This is a genomic window from Actinomycetota bacterium (assembly GCA_005888325.1).
GTDB lineage: Bacteria > Actinomycetota > Acidimicrobiia > Acidimicrobiales > AC-14 > AC-14.
In genome coordinates, this window is sequence record VAWU01000062.1 from 130072 (window position 1) to 145131 (window position 15060).

The 15060-nt window shown below is 71.2% G+C and carries 14 protein-coding genes and 1 pseudogene; 6 read left to right on the forward strand and 9 right to left on the reverse strand.

All coding sequences use genetic code 11. The features are described 5' to 3' along the window. Positions 1 to 54: 54 nt before the first annotated feature. From E6G06_18225 to E6G06_18240, 4 genes are all read right to left on the reverse strand, one after another. A complete protein-coding gene (locus tag E6G06_18225; GenBank protein TML87483.1) occupies positions 55 to 534 on the reverse strand; it encodes a hypothetical protein in 480 nt (159 codons plus the stop codon). A gap of 23 nt (positions 535 to 557) precedes the next feature. Then, entirely contained in the window at positions 558 to 1751 is a 1194-nt protein-coding gene (locus E6G06_18230; GenBank protein ID TML87484.1) for an amidohydrolase, read from the reverse strand. A gap of 61 nt (positions 1752 to 1812) precedes the next feature. Then, on the reverse strand, positions 1813 to 3435 hold the full coding sequence (locus tag E6G06_18235) for a cyclohexanecarboxylate-CoA ligase (protein ID TML87567.1): 1623 nt from the start codon (positions 3433 to 3435) through the stop codon (positions 1813 to 1815). Positions 3436 to 3449: 14 nt separating this feature from the next. Then, positions 3450 to 4475 carry a CoA transferase gene (locus E6G06_18240; protein ID TML87485.1) on the reverse strand — a complete coding sequence of 342 codons (1026 nt, stop codon included), beginning with the start codon at positions 4473 to 4475 and terminating at the stop codon, positions 3450 to 3452. Between E6G06_18240 and E6G06_18245 the strand changes: the two genes are divergently transcribed. Further along, positions 4300 to 5982: an acyl-CoA synthetase gene (locus E6G06_18245; protein ID TML87486.1), complete on the forward strand. Its 1683-nt coding sequence runs from the start codon at positions 4300 to 4302 to the stop codon at positions 5980 to 5982. The genes E6G06_18240 and E6G06_18245 overlap by 176 nt on opposite strands. A gap of 12 nt (positions 5983 to 5994) precedes the next feature. Here E6G06_18245 and E6G06_18250 read toward each other — a convergent pair whose 3' ends face one another. From E6G06_18250 to E6G06_18265, 4 genes are read right to left on the reverse strand one after another with little or no spacing between them, the layout of a single operon-like run. Further along, the gene (locus E6G06_18250) at positions 5995 to 7110 is read right to left on the reverse strand and encodes an amidase (protein ID TML87487.1); all 1116 of its coding nucleotides are present in this window, start codon (positions 7108 to 7110) and stop codon (positions 5995 to 5997) included. Between the two features lie 28 nt (positions 7111 to 7138). Further along, a complete protein-coding gene (locus E6G06_18255; protein ID TML87488.1) occupies positions 7139 to 7783 on the reverse strand; it encodes a MerR family transcriptional regulator in 645 nt (214 codons plus the stop codon). A 49-nt stretch (positions 7784 to 7832) separates the two neighbouring features. Next, positions 7833 to 8651: an alpha/beta hydrolase gene (locus tag E6G06_18260; protein ID TML87489.1), complete on the reverse strand. Its 819-nt coding sequence runs from the start codon at positions 8649 to 8651 to the stop codon at positions 7833 to 7835. 4 nt (positions 8652 to 8655) lie between these two features. Continuing rightward, a complete protein-coding gene (locus tag E6G06_18265) occupies positions 8656 to 10050 on the reverse strand; it encodes an FAD-dependent oxidoreductase (protein TML87490.1) in 1395 nt (464 codons plus the stop codon). Positions 10051 to 10341: 291 nt separating this feature from the next. On the opposite strand from E6G06_18265, the gene E6G06_18270 reads away from it, so the two are divergent. From E6G06_18270 to E6G06_18290, 5 genes and pseudogenes are all read left to right on the forward strand, one after another. Continuing rightward, positions 10342 to 10551: a hypothetical protein gene (locus tag E6G06_18270; protein ID TML87491.1), complete on the forward strand. Its 210-nt coding sequence runs from the start codon at positions 10342 to 10344 to the stop codon at positions 10549 to 10551. A gap of 9 nt (positions 10552 to 10560) precedes the next feature. Next, on the forward strand, positions 10561 to 10998 hold the full coding sequence (gene msrB / locus E6G06_18275) for a peptide-methionine (R)-S-oxide reductase MsrB (protein TML87492.1): 438 nt from the start codon (positions 10561 to 10563) through the stop codon (positions 10996 to 10998). Positions 10999 to 11040: 42 nt separating this feature from the next. Beyond that, positions 11041 to 11472, forward strand: coding sequence for a dehydratase (locus tag E6G06_18280; protein ID TML87493.1), 432 nt, complete (start codon positions 11041 to 11043; stop codon positions 11470 to 11472). A 61-nt stretch (positions 11473 to 11533) separates the two neighbouring features. Next, positions 11534 to 11884 carry a hypothetical protein gene (locus E6G06_18285; protein ID TML87494.1) on the forward strand — a complete coding sequence of 117 codons (351 nt, stop codon included), beginning with the start codon at positions 11534 to 11536 and terminating at the stop codon, positions 11882 to 11884. Positions 11885 to 11946: 62 nt separating this feature from the next. Further along, positions 11947 to 13525, forward strand: a pseudogene (locus E6G06_18290) (3-ketoacyl-CoA thiolase). On the opposite strand, the gene E6G06_18295 reads toward E6G06_18290, so the two are convergent. Further along, the gene (locus E6G06_18295) at positions 13506 to 14681 is read right to left on the reverse strand and encodes an acyl-CoA dehydrogenase (GenBank protein ID TML87495.1); all 1176 of its coding nucleotides are present in this window, start codon (positions 14679 to 14681) and stop codon (positions 13506 to 13508) included. The pseudogene E6G06_18290 and the gene E6G06_18295 sit on opposite strands and share 20 nt — an antisense overlap. Positions 14682 to 15060: the final 379 nt, after the last annotated feature.

A 15060-nucleotide genomic window follows, 5' to 3' on the forward strand; every position in this document is an offset into this window, starting at 1 on the left:
GCCGAACGCGTGCTGGGCCTGCCCCGCGACCCCTGACCCCCACCCGACATCCGTTCAGAGAACGGGAGGGGGAGTGGGGGTGAGGTCGGCGCGGTACTCCGGGTGCGCGCTGAGCCACTGCGAGGCCCGCCGCATGGAGTCCTCGTTGTTCTTGTTGATGAACTTGTAGATGGGGCCCTCGAACCACTTCCACGGCGCCTTCGTCAGGTTGTAGCGCTCCTCGAAGGAGAACCGGGTGCGGTCCGGGCCGAGGGGCTCGAGGCGCACCTTGCCGGTCTGGTCGTTCCCCGGGTCGCTCGAGATCATCGTGTACGTGTAGCCGTAGCCCTCGGGCGACTCCTCGACGTCGTGCACCAGCTCCAGCGCCGAGCCCCGGCGGCCCCCCGGCATCTTGTAGATCACCCGACGGAGCCGGCCGTTCTGCCGCTCGTCGCCGGGCCACAGCACGTCGACGCGGATCACCATCGGTGCGTAGTCGGTCCAGCGGTCGTAGTCCTGGAAGAGGGCCCAGATGCGCGAGGCCGCGTGCGGCATCTCGAAGCTGTAGCGGTGCTCCCTCACTCGCCGGCTTCGGCGCGCAGGGCGCCGACGGTGCACCGCTCACGCGGGCGATGTGAGAAGGGGTCGTAGCGGAAGGCGCGCATGGCGTTGACGTGCGTCATCTTGTTGATGTGGTCGTCGGACACCGTGTCGTCGAAGTGCTTCATCAGCGCTTCGGGGGAGTGCGGCCACGTCGAGTCGGAGTGCGGGTAGTCGCACTCCCACGTGATGTTGTCGACGCCGATGAGCTCGCGCTGCTCGACACCTGCGTAGTCGTTGATGAAGCAGAACGTGAAGTGGTCGCGTGCCACCTGGCTCGGCAGCTGGTCGCCGAAGTCCTGGTGCGTCCAGAAGCGGTGTTGCTGGTAGACGTAGTCGACGCGCTCGAGCCAGTAGGGGAGCCAGCCGATCGAGCCCTCGGACAACGCGAACTTGATGTCGGGGAACTTCCGCAGCACGGGCGACCACAACAGGTCGGTGGCCGCGCTCATCGCGTTCAGCGGAGTCATCGTGATCAGGCAGTCGATCGGCGCGCCCGGCTCGAGCCCGAGCATCGTCGACGACGAGCCGATGTGGAGGCAGATCACGGTGCCCTCGTCCGCGCACGCGGCGAAGAACGGGTCCCAGTGATCTCCGAAGATGTGGGGCCAGCCCAGGCGGGCGGGGTTCTCGGAGAACGTCACCGCGTGGCAGCCCTTGGCGGCCATGCGCCTGACCTCCTTGGCCATCTCCTCCGGGCTCCAGATCGGGGGGATGGACAGAGGGATGAAGCGGCCGGGGTAGGTGCCGCACCACTCGTCGACGTGCCAGTCGTTGTACGCCTTGAGCATCACGAGCCCGGTGTCGAGGTCCTTCGACTTCGAGAACAGCTGGCCGCAGAACTGGACGAACGACGGAAAGCACATCGAGCCGAGGAGGCCGTTGCGGTTCATGTCGTTCACCCGCTCGTGGATGTCGTAGCAGCCGCGGCGGATGTCGGAGTAGCGCGTCGGCTCGATGTTGTACTCCTCGGGCGGTCGGCCGGCGACGGCGTTGAGCCCGATGTTGGGGATCTCGTTCCCCTCGTACACCCAGACGTCGATGCCGCTGTCCTTCCGGACGCTCTTCGGCGCCTGGTCCCGCCACTTGGCGGGCAGCTGGTGCTCGAACATGTCGGGCGGTTCGACGGTGTGGTCGTCGACGCTCACCAGGATCAGGTCCTCGAGCCGCATCTTCGCCCCTTCCACAATCACTGGTCCGACGCTCAGGTTCGACGCTGACGCTGCCGTCAGACTAGCCGGCCGCGGCCCGTAGCCGCTCCCGCAGCACGAACTTCTGCACCTTCCCGGTCGGGGTACGCGGGAAGTCCTCCACGAACTGCAGCGTCTCGGGCCATTTCTGGCGGGCGAGGCCCGCGGCCTCGAGGTGGGCGCTCACCGCGCGCAGGTCGGGGGCGGTCGTGCCCGGCAAGAGGCGGACGAACGCCGCCGCGTGCTCCCCCAGACGGCGGTCGGGAGCCGAAACCACCGCGACCTCGGCGACGCCCTCCATGCGAAGGAGCAGCTCCTCCACCTCGAGGGCGCTGATGTTCTCGCCTCCTCGGATGATGATGTCCTTCTTGCGGTCGACGATCGCGACGTAGCCCTCCGCGTCGAGCACACCGACGTCGCCGGTCGCGTACCAGCCGTCGGCATCGAAGCACGCGGCGTTCAGCGCGGCGTCGGTGTAGCCGACGAAGCAGTCGGCGCCACGGCTCACGATCTCACCCGGCGCGTCGACACCGACGTCTCGCCCTCGGTCGTCGACGAGGCGCAGCTCGACGCCGGGCATCGGACGGCCGTCGGTGCGGAGCCGCTTGTCGAGCGGGTCGGCGTGGGTGCACCCGGTCGTCGAGGGGTGCTCGGTCGACCCGTAGAGCCGCACGACCGACAGGCCGAGCCGGGTGGCCCGCTCGGCCACCGCGTACGGCACCGCGGAGCCGCCGAGGCCCATGTGGTGCATCAGCTCGAGGTGGCGGTCGGTGATGCGCGGGTCGTCGAGCAGGCTGGTGAGGAAGAAGGTGGCACCGGTGCCGCTCGACAGGTCGTCCTCGAGCATGGCGGCGAGCACGTCGCCCGGCACCCACTGGTCGATGAGATGGATGGCGCCGCCCTGCCAGACGGGGAGCAGCAACGCCGCGAGCATGCCGATGCCGTGACCGACGGGCGCGCCTACGAGCGACGGTCGCGCGCCGCTCGCCTGCATGGCCGACAGCTGCTTTACCTCGAAGACGATCGTGCGGTGCGAGTGGATGACGCCCTTCGGGTCCGACGTCGTGCCGCTCGTGTACGCGACCAGGGCGGGGCTCGACGGGTCGACTTTTGCCGGCGCCCGAACCGCCTCGGCGCGCAGCAGGTCCGCGAACGCGACGTGCTCGCGGTCGCGGCCCGAGTCGTGGCCGTCATCGTCGACGACAGCAACCAGTTCGAGGTCGCGAAGGTCGGGGCGCAATAGCTCGAGGTTGGCGAGGTAGTCGAGGTGGCCGAAGCGCGCCGCGGTGACGAGCGCCTTCACCTGGGTGCGTCGGAGGATGTAGCCGACCTCCTTGGCTCCGTAGAAGTGCACGACGGGCACGACCACGGCGCCGAGGAGGCTCACGGCGTAGAACGTGGCCGCCGCTTCCACCCAGTTGGGGAGCTGGAACGCGACCGCGTCACCCGGGCCCACCCCGCGCGCCCGCAGACCGCCGGCGACGTGTTGCGCCATCGTGCGCACCTCGCCGAGCGTGCCCCGCCACGGGCGGGTGTGGGACCGCACGGTGAACGGCTGTGACGCGGCGCGTGCCAGCCCGGTGTCGAGCACCGCGCCGAGCGTGTCGTCGGTCCACTGACCCGCGGCGACGTAACGCTCGCGCAACGCCGCAGGGACGTCGCGCAGCCGCCAGTCGGGCGTCACAGCACCGGGTGGTGACGGTAGCGAGCCGGGTGCACCAGCGCCGACGCGCCCAGCGCGCCGACCATCTCCTGGCGCGTGAGCACCGGCGCGACGGGCACACCCGCTCGGTCGAGACACTCGACCGCCTCGTCGCGCGAAAGGCGCGAGAGCCCGTCCGCCACAGCCGCGTCGAGCTCGGTGTGGCGACGCATCCGCTCGGGGAAAGGCATCGCCGCGTGCTGCTGCAGACCGAGGGCCTCGCAGAGGCTCGACCAGAACCGGTCCTCGGAGGTGATGCCGAGCGATACCCAGCGCCCGTCGGCCGTGGCGTAGACGCCGTAGCCGGGTACGCCCATGATGACGCCGTCCAAGTCGTCGCTCGCGACGATCGTGCCGTCGCGCTCGCCGTTCCAGTGCGCGAGCACGTCGGTCATGGAGACGTCGACGTACTCGCCCTCACCGCTGCGCAGCCGCCGGATGTACGCCGCGCACATCGCCATCGCCCCCGCCAGACCGGCGGCGAGGTCCGCGTACGGCACGCGCGGCTGCGTGGGGATGTCGCCCGGGCGGGGGGCGAGGACGCCCGCGTACCCCTGGTAGTTGACGTCGTGGCCGGGCGCGTTCGCCCGCGGTCCCTCCTGCCCGTAGCCGGAGATCGAGCAGTAGACGATCGACGGGTTGGCCGCGCGGAGGGCCTCGTACCCGACGCCGAGGCGGTCGGCCACGCCGGGCCGGAAGCCCTCGACCGCGATGTCCACATCGGCGGCGAGCTCGACCGCGCGCCGGCGGTCACCGTCGTCGTGCAGATCGAGCTCGATGCAGCGCTTTCGGCGCGTGAGCCGCTCGAACAGCTCGGGGAAGGCGCGCATGGGGTCGCCGCCCGGTGGCTCGATCTTGACGACGTCGGCGCCGAGGTCGGCCAGCAGCTGGGCCGCGTACGGCGCGGGCCGCCAGATCCCGAGGTCGAGGACGCGCACGCCCTCGAGAAGGCTCACGGCGTCGAACACTACTGTGACGGCCGTGTCAGTCGAGTCCTGCGGCATCACGCTTCACGCGAAGGAGACACCCGACAAGGCTGCGCTGGTGCTGGGCGACGATGTGCGCACGTACGCGGAGCTCGACGATCGCTCCAACCGGCTGGCGCATCTGCTCGACGGCCTCGGCGCGGGCGACGACCGGGCGGTGGCGGTCGTGCTGCCCAACTGCCTCGAGTTCTTCGACGTCGCGACGGCCGCCGCGAAGCTGCAGGCGCCGTTCCTGCCCGTCAACTGGCACCTCAAGGCCGAGGAGCTCGGCTACGTGCTCGCGGACTCGGAAGCGAGCGTCGTGGTCACCGCGCCGTCACTGCTCCCGACCGTCGAGGCGGCGCGCACGCAGGCGCCGCGCTGCCGGACGTTGGTGACCGGCCCCGGCTACGAGGCCGCGGTCGCGGGCTCGACCGATGACAATGGCGACGACGGTTCCGATGTCGCGCGCCTCGAGAGCGGTGCGGCACCGTCGTTCGTCTTCTACACATCGGGCACGACGGCGCGGCCGAAGGGCGTGATCCACGGTCGCTTCACGGGCGAGGTGGCCCGCATGAGCCAGAACGGCCAGGTCGCGCTCTGGTCGTGGACGCCCGACGACGTCTACGTGATGGCGGGCCCGTCGTACCACGCCGCCCACGGCGGCTGGGCGTCGACCGCGCTCTACGTCGGGGCCACCACGGTGATCCTGCAGTCGTGGGACGCGCGCGAATGGCTGCGCCTGGTCGAGCGCCACCACGCCACCCGCTCGTTCCTCGTGCCCGCCCATTTCATCCGCATCCTCGAGGTGCCCGACGAAGAGCGCGCGGGCTTCGACATCTCCAGCCTGCGGCTGATCGTGCACGCCGCGGCCCCGTGCCCCGTGGCGGTGAAGCATCGGGTGATGGAGGCGCTCGCGCCGGCCGAGATCCACGAGCTCTACGGCGCGAGCGAAGGCGGAGCCACGCGCATCTCCCCCGAAGAGTGGCTCACCCACCCCGGCAGCGTGGGCCGCCCCTGGCCGGGGGTCGAGGTGCGGATCATCGGCGACGACGGCGCACCCTTGCCGGCGGGGGAGCAGGGCCTCATCTACGTGACGCCCATGGGGACCTGGAAGTTCCACTACCACAATGACCCCGACAAGACGTCGTCGGCCTGGCGCGACGACGCGTTCACGGTCGGCGACATCGGCTACCTCGACGACGACGGCTACCTCTACATCACCGACCGCGCGTCCGACATGGTGCTGTGGGGCGGCATCAACATCGCGCCGCGCGAGGTCGAGGAGGTGCTCCACACCCACCCGGCCGTCGTCGACTGCGCGGTGTTCGGTGTGCCGGACGCGCGTGACGGCGAGCGCCTGAAGGCGGTGGTCGAGGGCCGGCCGGGTCTGCAGGTCGACGAGCTCGCGGGCCATGTGCGCGCCCGGCTCGCCGACTACAAGGTGCCGCGCGAGTGGGAGCTCGTCGACGAGCTGCCGCGCGACCCGAGCGGGAAGGTCCTCAAGCGCCTGCTCCGCGACGCGGCGCGCCGCGAGCCCGGTTAGCGCACCGGGCGGCTACGAGAGCGAACCGGCGACCGCTTCCAGCACGCGGCCTGCCGCGAGAACGCGCTCCTCCCCGTTGTGCGGGCCGACGAGCTGGATGCTCGCCGGGAGCGCGCCTGTGGCCGGCGCGGGCATCGCGAGCGCGGGCAGCCCGGACGCGTTGATCGGCACCGTGAGGGTCGACAGGTGGATGTCGTCGTCCATCGCGTCGATGCGCGGCGGGAACCGGATGAGCGTCGGGAGGGCGACGAGCTCGACGCGCGAGAGGGCTTCCTCGAGCTCGGCTCTCCACGCCGCGCAGCTCTCGAGGGCCGCGTCGACCGCGTCGGAGGAGATGTGCTTTCCGAGCTCGAGCCGCTCGGCGACGTCGGCTCCGAGCCCGTCGCGCCGGTCGAGCAGCCGGCGGTCCGCCTGCCACGCCTCGGCGATGAGGACGGTGCCGCCGGCTGCCTGCGCCGCAGCCCAGCCGGGCAGCTCGATCTCGAGCACCTCGAGCTCGCTGGCGGCCAGCAGCCGGTCGACGGCCTCGTCGACCGCGGGGTCGACCCCGTCGGGGCGGAAGCGGCCGATCACCGACGGGAGTGTCGCGGCCGGCTCGAAGCCGGGCTCGAGCAGCTGCATGCCGAGGATCACGCCGTCGACGTCGGCCGCCATGGGCCCGATGGTGTCGAGGCTGAGCGCGAGCGGCCAGACTCCCTCGAGGGAGACACGGCCGTGGGTGGTCTTGAGACCTGCGGTGCCGCAGCACGCGGACGGGATGCGCACCGACCCGCCCGTGTCGCTGCCGAAGGCCACGTCGGCGTCGCCGCTGCCCACGGCGACGGCCGAGCCGCTCGACGAGCCCCCGGGAACCAGCGCCGGGTCGAGGGGATTGACCGGCGTGCCGAAGTGGTGGTTCACACCGCTCGCGCCGAACGCCAGCTCGTGCAGGTTGGCCTTGCCGACGATGCGCACTCCTGCGGCGCGGGCGCCTGCCAGCAAGGGCGCGTCTCGGGTGGCGGGTTCGGCCGCGTCGGCCACCACTCGGCAGCCCGCGGTCGTCGGCACGCCCTCCATGTCGATGAGGTCCTTGACCGCGAGACGAATGCCGGTGCCGTTGGTGTCGAAGCGCGTGATGAACGTGGTCACCCCGACTCCCGATCGACCGGACTCCCGTTCAGCTCTTGCGAGGCCACCAGGACCCCCTCGTCGACGCCTCGTGCTGCTGTTGCTGCAAGCGCTGCTGCTCGCGCTCGTGCTGCTCCCACTGGCCGGACCATCGACGCGCCCGCTCGGCCGTCGTCTCACCCGGCGGACGGGTCGACGCCTCGTTGCGCTCGGCCAGCAGGCGCTCCACCATGGCCCGCAGCACCTTCACCTCGGCCTCGAGCGCGCTCGCACGCGTACACGCCTCGACAGCGTCGCGGCGGGCCTCCTCCACCATCTCCCAGAGGCGCTCCGGCGGCAGGACGAGCCCGCCCGTGAGCGGCCGGCCGTCTGCTTCACGTGCGTGCTCGGCCGCAACTCGCTCCAGGTCGGAGACCGCGTAGTAGACTGGCCCACGCGAAGTCTTGCGTGACGGCGTGAGCTCGCCGCGCTTCTCCAGCCTGCGCAGCACGTCGGGGTCGAGGCCGAAGCGCGCGGAGGCCTGCCGGCGGCTCACCATCTCCTCTGGCCCATCGTGCACCGGTGCTGTCGGCTCCGGGTCGCGCCGCACGTCGGAGACCTCGCTGCCGTTGTCGTGGTCGCGCAGGTCCAGCTCGACCCGCTCCGGCTCGGCAGGTGCGTTCGTCGACGGCGTCTGTGGATCGGTCATGATCATCGCCCTCGAGTGGCGCGACGGCTGGCCCCAGCAAGCCCCGTCATGAAGCTCAGACCGGCAGGAAGTCGAGGAGCAGCGCGTTCACCCGATCAGGCGCTTCGAGCTGCATCCAATGGCCGGGGCCGTCGACTCGCTCGTATCGGAACGAGTTGGCGCAATGTTTGGCGGAGAGCGTCATCTGGTCCTCGGTGAGCGCGAAGTCGCCGCTCGACCACAGCCCCATCGTCGGAGCCTGCACCTGAGGTAGGTCCGGCGGAGGCCCGACCCAGGCCTCGGGCGGGATGTTCGCCCGGTACCAGTTGAGGCCCGGTGTCAACGACGCGTCGCGTTCGAGATCGGCGATGACGGCTTCCGTGTCGGGATGGTGCGACCATGCTCGGAAGTTCGACCAGTCGTCGGCCGTGAGCCATTGCTCGGCGACGCCTGTGAACTGGAACAGCAGCATGTACCAGGACTTCTCCTGCTGCGGGAGCCCGGCGGCGCGAAACGCAGCCGGGTTGCCGACGGACAGCGCGACGAGGTGGTCGACGCGGTCGCCGGCCATGGCGCCCAGCCCCCAGGCGAGGGCTGCACCCCAGTCGTGCCCGACGACGTGAGCCCGCTCGACGCCGACTGCATCGAGCACACCCAGCACGTCGCCCGCGAGGAACATCAGGTTGTACGCGTCGACCTCGGCCGGCTTGTCGGAGCGGCCGTACCCCCGGAGATCGGGGACGATCACGCGGAAGCCCGCGTCGACGAGCGCCGGCACCTGGTTGCGCCACAGCCGGCGGGTGTCTGGGAAGCCGTGCAGCAGCACGAGCGGCCGGCCGCCTTCGGGACCCGAGACATCGAAGTCGATTCCCACGCCGTTCACGTCAACACGCATGTCCTCACCCCTTCACGATCGAAACCAGCTCGGCGCGCGACGGTCCCGGCGCCTCGTCGTGCTCCCAGCCCGCGCCCTTGGTGATGATCGCATCGAGGATGCCGGGTTGGGCCAGGACCTCGTCGGGCGTCTCCTGCACCGTCGCGATGCGAAGGAACCCGCGCAGCACGTCGGGATCCTGCGTCGACGCCCGTTCCATCGCCTTGGTGATGGACCACGTCGGGTCGTCGGGAGCGTAGGCCTGCCCCGCGATCTGCGCGTCGATCTCGGCCAGGCGGTGACGGTCGAACGCGAGTGTGCTGCTGTACCAGGGACCGACGACGGCCTCGGTCGTCTCGTCCCAGCCGAGCGCGAAGCCGAGCGGATCGTCGAGGGCCGTCGAGCGCAGGTGGTCTCTGAGCGCCTCGACGTGCACCAGCCCGATCGAGGCCCCACGCCCCAGCGACGGGTTGGTGCACGCCCAGCTGTCGCCGACGACGACGACGCCCGTGGCCACAGGTCGGCCGTCGACCACGACGCGGCGATGGCGGTCCTCGATCTTGGCCATGACCATCGGCGCCTCCTCGAGCGGCGCGGCGTCGACCCAGTGGGCGATGAGCGGGTAACTGCGCACCGCCTTCATCCAGGTGTCGGAGTCCGCCAGCCGTCGGAGCTTCGCGTCCTTGGCGCTCGCCGTGATGCCGACGCCCCAGGTGCCGTTGTCGGCGGGCAGGGTGAGCGTGCAGACCGAGTCGTAGTGCTGGAGGAGGCCGCCCATCATCGGCGGGATCGAGCCGTCGTCCGATCGGAAATGCCGGCCGTAGTACACGAAACCGGAGTCCTCGAGCTCCTGAGCGGGTTCCCGTGCCCCGATCGCCCTCAGCCACGCGGGCATCGGTGACCGTCGTCCGGTGGCATCGACGACCAGGTCGGCGTCGATGTCGTCACCCGCCTCGGTGCGGACCCCGACGACGTGCGGGATGCCGTCGCCCGACGGCTCGCCCGTGCGCAGGCCGGCCACCGCGACGCCCCGCAGCACCGTGACGTCCGGCGCCGCCGCCGCGACCGCAGCGAGCACGGCTTCCACGACCGGCCGTCGCCCGGTCAGCATCTCGTAGCGCTCGTCGCCGTCCCGCCACCCCCCCATCGGGTTGAACCGGAGCGCACCGGCGGCGTCGAGTGCCTTCGCCACGTCGGGGAGCTCGGCCTCGATGATCTGGCGCCATCGGGAACCGAACACGTGCAGCAACCGGAACTGGGTGACCCCTCGCCGCTCCCATTCGCGCCAGGCCACCTCCTGAGAGCCGGGGGGCGGCGCGGGGTCGCGCTCGAGCACGGTCACCTCGTGCGCGTCGGCCGCCAACATGAGCGCCGCAGCCAGTCCGCACGCGCCGCCTCCGGCCACAACGATCTTTGCCATGGCGCGACCGTAGTGCCGATCATGTGGTCCGCGGCAGTCCCCCCGGGCGCTTTGCGCGCCCTCCACCGTCGGGGTCGACCGGCGCCGCGAATCCCACGCTCGAGTGCCCTCGCGTCACCCTCGGTGAGGTGCTGGTCCGCGCGACCGGAGCCGGTTCCGAAAACGACGCGACCACTGTTCCGCGGTGGGGCGTGAGCGAGTAGAAAGGGCTCGAGGCTCGGCTGGTCCGGAGGTGACGACGTGGGAGACCCGTCTCGTCCGTCGTCTGCGAAATCCAGGTTGGTGGCGGCCATGGACCGGCTCGACCGGCTCATGGCCGAGCTCGACGGCGCTGTCGCGCGCCTCGACGCGCGCACCGAGCGACCGGCCGCCCCGTCGTCCGAAGGGCCCGCGCCGGGCGCGGCCCTCGACTCGCCCAGGGCCCGGTGGTACTGGTCCGTGCCCGCGTCGGATGCGCCGCCGTCGCCGGGGCAGCTCGCGGAGGTCACCGCGCAGCCGTAGGCTGGGCGCATGACATCTGAGCGCGCCGACCGGAGCACCGACGGGGGCACGGACCCGGTCGCCAAGACCGACGAGGAATGGCAGTCGGAGCTCTCGCCCGAGCAGTACGCGGTGTTGCGGCGGGCCGGCACCGAGCCCCCGTTCAGCGGTAAGTACGTCCACGTCAAGGACGACGGCACCTACCGGTGCGCGGCGTGCGGGGCCGAGCTGTTCCGGTCCGACACCAAGTTCGACTCGGGGACGGGCTGGCCCAGCTTCTACGAGCCCGTGAACCGCGCCCAGGTGGAGCTGATCCCCGACCGGGCCCACGGCATGGTCCGCACCGAGGTGCGGTGCAAGCGGTGCGGTTCCCACCTCGGCCACGTGTTCGACGACGGCCCTGCGCCGACGGGGCAGCGCTTCTGCATCAACTCGCTGGCCCTCGAGCTCGACCCCGACACACGATGACGAAGGTTGACAGCCATGTCAGGGAACGGACAGGGTAAGCGGATGGGCGAGCGAAAGCTGTTCTTCGACGACGTGAACGAGGGGGACGAGGCGCCCGAGCTCTCGCACGAGCTGACCCGCACCGACCTCGTCCAGTACGCGGGCGCGTCGGGAGACTTCAACCCGATGCACACCGACGAGGTGAAGGCCAAGGAGGCGGGCCTGCCCAGCGTGTTCGGCCACGGGATGTTCTCGGCCGGCTTCCTCGCCACCGCCATCACCGACTACGTAGGCGTCGGCAACCTCACCCGCTACCGGGTGCGCTTCGCCAAGCAGACCTGGCCGGGCGAGACCTTCGTCACCAAGGTCAAGGTCACCGGCAAGCGCAAGGAGGACGGCGCGCACCTCGTCGACCTCGAGTGCACCCTCGTGAACCAGGACGGTGAGGTCAAGGTCACCGGCGAGGCGACCGCCAACCTCCCCACCCGCGGCTGATCGGTCGAACCCGGACCCCTACGATGGCCTCGCCCATCGACGCGCGCCCCGGAGGACGAACGTGAGCGATCAGCAGGAGTGGGTGTTCCCGTTCGAGAAGCACCTCCACGCGGTTGCCCCGGGCGTGCACGAGGCGCAGAACGCGTGGCTGGCCAAGATCGACTCGCTCACCGCGCCCGACCGCAAGACCCACGAGCTGATCCGCATGGTCTGCACGGTGATCCTCCGCAACCCGGAAGGGGTGCAACGGCACGCGATGCTCGCGGCCGAGGTGGGCGCCACGTGGGACGAGATCGCGGGATCGATCCTGCTCACCGAGCCCGCCTTCGGGCTGTTGCGCGCGGTCGAGGCCCTGCCGTACGCCCGCAAGGGATTCAACGCGGCGCAGGAGCAGGAGACCGAGGTCGACTGACCGTGGGTGACGCGCCCTTCCGCATCCTGCCGCGCGTCAACGACGAGAACCGGTTCTTCTGGATGTCGGGCGAGGACGGACGGCTGCGTTTCCTCCGGTGCGACGAGTGCGGCTTCCTCGTCCACCCGCCGTCGCCGATCTGTCCCGTGTGCCTCTGCAAACGGCTCACTCCGACGGCGGTGAGCGGACGGGCTACGGTCGCCACCTTCACCGTCAACCATCAGCCGTGGATCCCGGGCTACGACCCTCCCTACGTGGTGGCGCTCGTCGAGATCGACGAGCAGCCTTCGGTGCGGCTGATGACCAACATCGTCGGCTGCGCACCCGACGACGTGCGCATCGGGATGCCCGTCCAGGTCACGTTCGAACACCACGACGACGTGTGGCTGCCGCTCTTCGAGCCCGCGGCGGCCGAATGAACGGCGGCGAGTGAGCGCGATCGAGGTCGGCGAGCGCAAGGCCGTCATCTCCGGCATCGGCCAGTCCGAGATCGGGCGCCGCCTCCACCGCACCGGGGTCGATCTCACGGTCGATGCCGCGCTCGCCGCCATCGCCGACGCCGGGCTCACGCGTGACGACATCGACGGCGTCGCCACCTATCCCGGCAACATGGACACGCCTCCCGGCTTCTCCGGTGCCGGCGTCAACGAGGTGCAGGACGCCCTCCGCCTGAAGCTCAACTGGCTGAACGGCGGGCTCGAGAACCCCTCGCAGCTGGGATCGGTGATCACGGCCTGCGCCGCAGTCGCCGCCGGCTATGCCAACCACGTCCTCTGCTTCCGCACCGTCTACGAGGGATCGGCTCAGGGCGACAAGGGACGGGCGAGCGTCACCATGGGCGGGGGAGGGGGCTCGTTCCGCGCCGGCGGCTTCATGCAGTGGAGCCTGCCGTTCGGCGCGCCCTCGGCCGCCAACTGGATCGCCCTGTACGCGCAGCGCCACTTCCACGAGTACGGCACGACGCGAGAACAGCTCGCGCAGATCGCGCTCAACGCCCGCAAGAACGCGCAGCTCAACCCCCGAGCCATCTACCGCGACCCCATGTCGATCGACGACTACATGGACGCGCGCATGATCACGTCGCCGTTCTGCCTCTTCGACTGCGACGTCCCGTGCGACGGCGGCACCGCGGTCATCGTGTCGCGCGCCGAGGCTGCCGCAGACCTGCGCAAGCCGCCCGTCCGCGTCGAGGCCATCGGCAGCGCGATCCGCGGCCGCCCGTCGTGGGACCAGTGGGAGGACCTCACGACCTTCTGCCTCCGCGACGCAGCCGCGATGATGTGGTCGCGCACCGACCTGAAGCCCTCCGACGTACGCGTGGCCGGGCTCTACGACGGCTTCAGCTTCATCGCCATGGCGTGGCTGGAGGCGCTCGGGTTCTGCGCGAAAGGCGAGGGTGGCCCCTTCATCGAGGGCGGCGAGCGCATCGCCCGGGTCGGCGGCCAGGTCGCGCTGAACACCAACGGCGGCCAGCTGTCGGGCGGCCGCCTCCACGGCTACGGGTTCCTGCACGAGGCCTGCACCCAGCTGTGGGGCGAAGGCGGCGATCGTCAGGTGCCGGGCGAGCCCGAGGTGGCGGTCGCCGCCGCGGGGGGCGGTCCGCTCGCGGGCTGTCTGCTGCTCACCCGTTCGCGGAGCTGACCGACGGGAGGATCAGGTCGGCCAGCTCCTCGAGGTGCTCGGTGCCGGTGCCGTAGGCCTGTTGCAGGGTGAGCAGGCGCTTGTAGAACAGGTGGACGTCGTGCTCCCACGTGAAGCCGATGCCGCCGAAGACCTGGATCGCGTTGGCGCCGATGCGGAAGAAGGCGTCGCCCGCGAACGCCTTGGCCATGGTGGCGGCACGATGGGCCTCCGCAACCTGCGCCGAGCCGTCCGGGGTCGGTTCGAGGCCTCCGGTGCCGCCCGCGTTCGCCTCGTCCGCGGCCCACAGCGCGTAGTACGCGCCGGCGCGCCCCAGCTCGAGCGACAGGAGCATGTCGGCGCACAGGTGCTGCACGGCCTGGAACGAGCCGATGGGCCGGCCGAACTGCGTCCTCTCCTTCGCGTAGGCGACGGCCATCTCCAGCGCGGCCTCCGCGGCGCCGAGGCCGTCCACCACCAGCGCGGCGAGCACCCGGTCGACCACGACGGCGACCGCGTCGGTGGCGTCGGTGGCGCGTGCACCGAGACGGCGACCCGGCGCGCCGTCGAGCACGACGGTGCCGTGCTTGCGCGTGCCGTCGACGGTCGGCGTGGGGGTGATCCGCACCCCGCCGGCCCGCGCGTCGACGGCGAACACGCCGAGCCCGCCGTCGCACGCGGCCGAGACGAGCACGATGTCTGCGGCCACCGCGTCCGGCACCATCACCTTGGTGCCCGAGAGCCGATCGCCTTCGAGGCGAGTCGCCGGCGCGCGCCAGCCCGCCCGCCGCTCGGGCTCGAGCAGCGCGAGCGTGGCCGTCATCGAGCCGTCGGCGAGGGCGGGGAGCAGGTCGCCACGATCGGCGCTCGAACCCACCGCGAGGACGGTCGAGACGGCGGCCACCGCCGACGAAAGGAACGGCCCCGGGTGCACCGCCCGCCCCAGCTCCTCGAGCACGACGCCGACGTCGACCATGCCCATCCCCGCGCCCCCATGGTCCTCCGGCACGAGCAGGCCCGTGACTCCGAGGTCCGCCAGGCCGCGCCACACCTCGTCGGTGGTGCCGCGATCGTCGTCGAGCATGACGCGCACGTAGGTCATCGGTGCCCGCTCCGCGAGGAAGCGGCGCACCGTGCGGCGCAGCGCCTCCTGCTCCTCGCTGAGCTCGAAGTCCATCCCGCGTTCCTGCTACGCGGCGCGCAGCGCGGCGGCGCGCGCGGGTGTCAGCTGCCAGCTGATCGGCGTGCCGTCGTGGGTGCGCTCGACCCGACGCTGGTGCTCGAGGTAACGGATGTGGGCGAAGGCCTCCGACAGCGCGGTGCGCTTCATGACGATGCCCAGGTCGTCCCATGCCCGGTTCCACGGCATGGCCGCGGCGATGTCCCACGACGTCTCCGGTCGCTCGAGCAGCGACTGCTCTATGGCGTCGAGGCGTTCCTCGTGGTGGGCCAGCAGCTCGCCCACCCGCAGGGGAAGGGAGTCGAAGCGGTGTTGGTGGGCGGGGAGCACCTCGTCGACGACCTCCCGGCTCACCCGCAGGAGCGAGTGCATGTAG

Bases quoted from the DNA above. Each gene is read 5' to 3' on its own strand.
- msrB (TML87492.1), top strand. From the start codon at position 10,561: ATGACATCTGAGCGCGCCGACCGGAGCACCGACGGGGGCACGGACCCG.
- E6G06_18295 (TML87495.1), bottom strand. From the start codon at position 14,681: ATGGACTTCGAGCTCAGCGAGGAGCAGGAGGCGCTGCGCCGCACGGTG.
- E6G06_18240 (TML87485.1), bottom strand. From the start codon at position 4,475: ATGCCGCAGGACTCGACTGACACGGCCGTCACAGTAGTGTTCGACGCC.
- E6G06_18245 (TML87486.1), top strand. From the start codon at position 4,300: ATGGGGTCGCCGCCCGGTGGCTCGATCTTGACGACGTCGGCGCCGAGG.
- E6G06_18225 (TML87483.1), bottom strand. From the start codon at position 534: ATGCCGCACGCGGCCTCGCGCATCTGGGCCCTCTTCCAGGACTACGAC.
- E6G06_18265 (TML87490.1), bottom strand. From the start codon at position 10,050: ATGGCAAAGATCGTTGTGGCCGGAGGCGGCGCGTGCGGACTGGCTGCG.
- E6G06_18280 (TML87493.1), top strand. From the start codon at position 11,041: ATGGGCGAGCGAAAGCTGTTCTTCGACGACGTGAACGAGGGGGACGAG.
- E6G06_18255 (TML87488.1), bottom strand. From the start codon at position 7,783: ATGATCATGACCGATCCACAGACGCCGTCGACGAACGCACCTGCCGAG.
- E6G06_18230 (TML87484.1), bottom strand. From the start codon at position 1,751: ATGCGGCTCGAGGACCTGATCCTGGTGAGCGTCGACGACCACACCGTC.
- E6G06_18260 (TML87489.1), bottom strand. From the start codon at position 8,651: ATGCGTGTTGACGTGAACGGCGTGGGAATCGACTTCGATGTCTCGGGT.
- E6G06_18270 (TML87491.1), top strand. From the start codon at position 10,342: ATGGACCGGCTCGACCGGCTCATGGCCGAGCTCGACGGCGCTGTCGCG.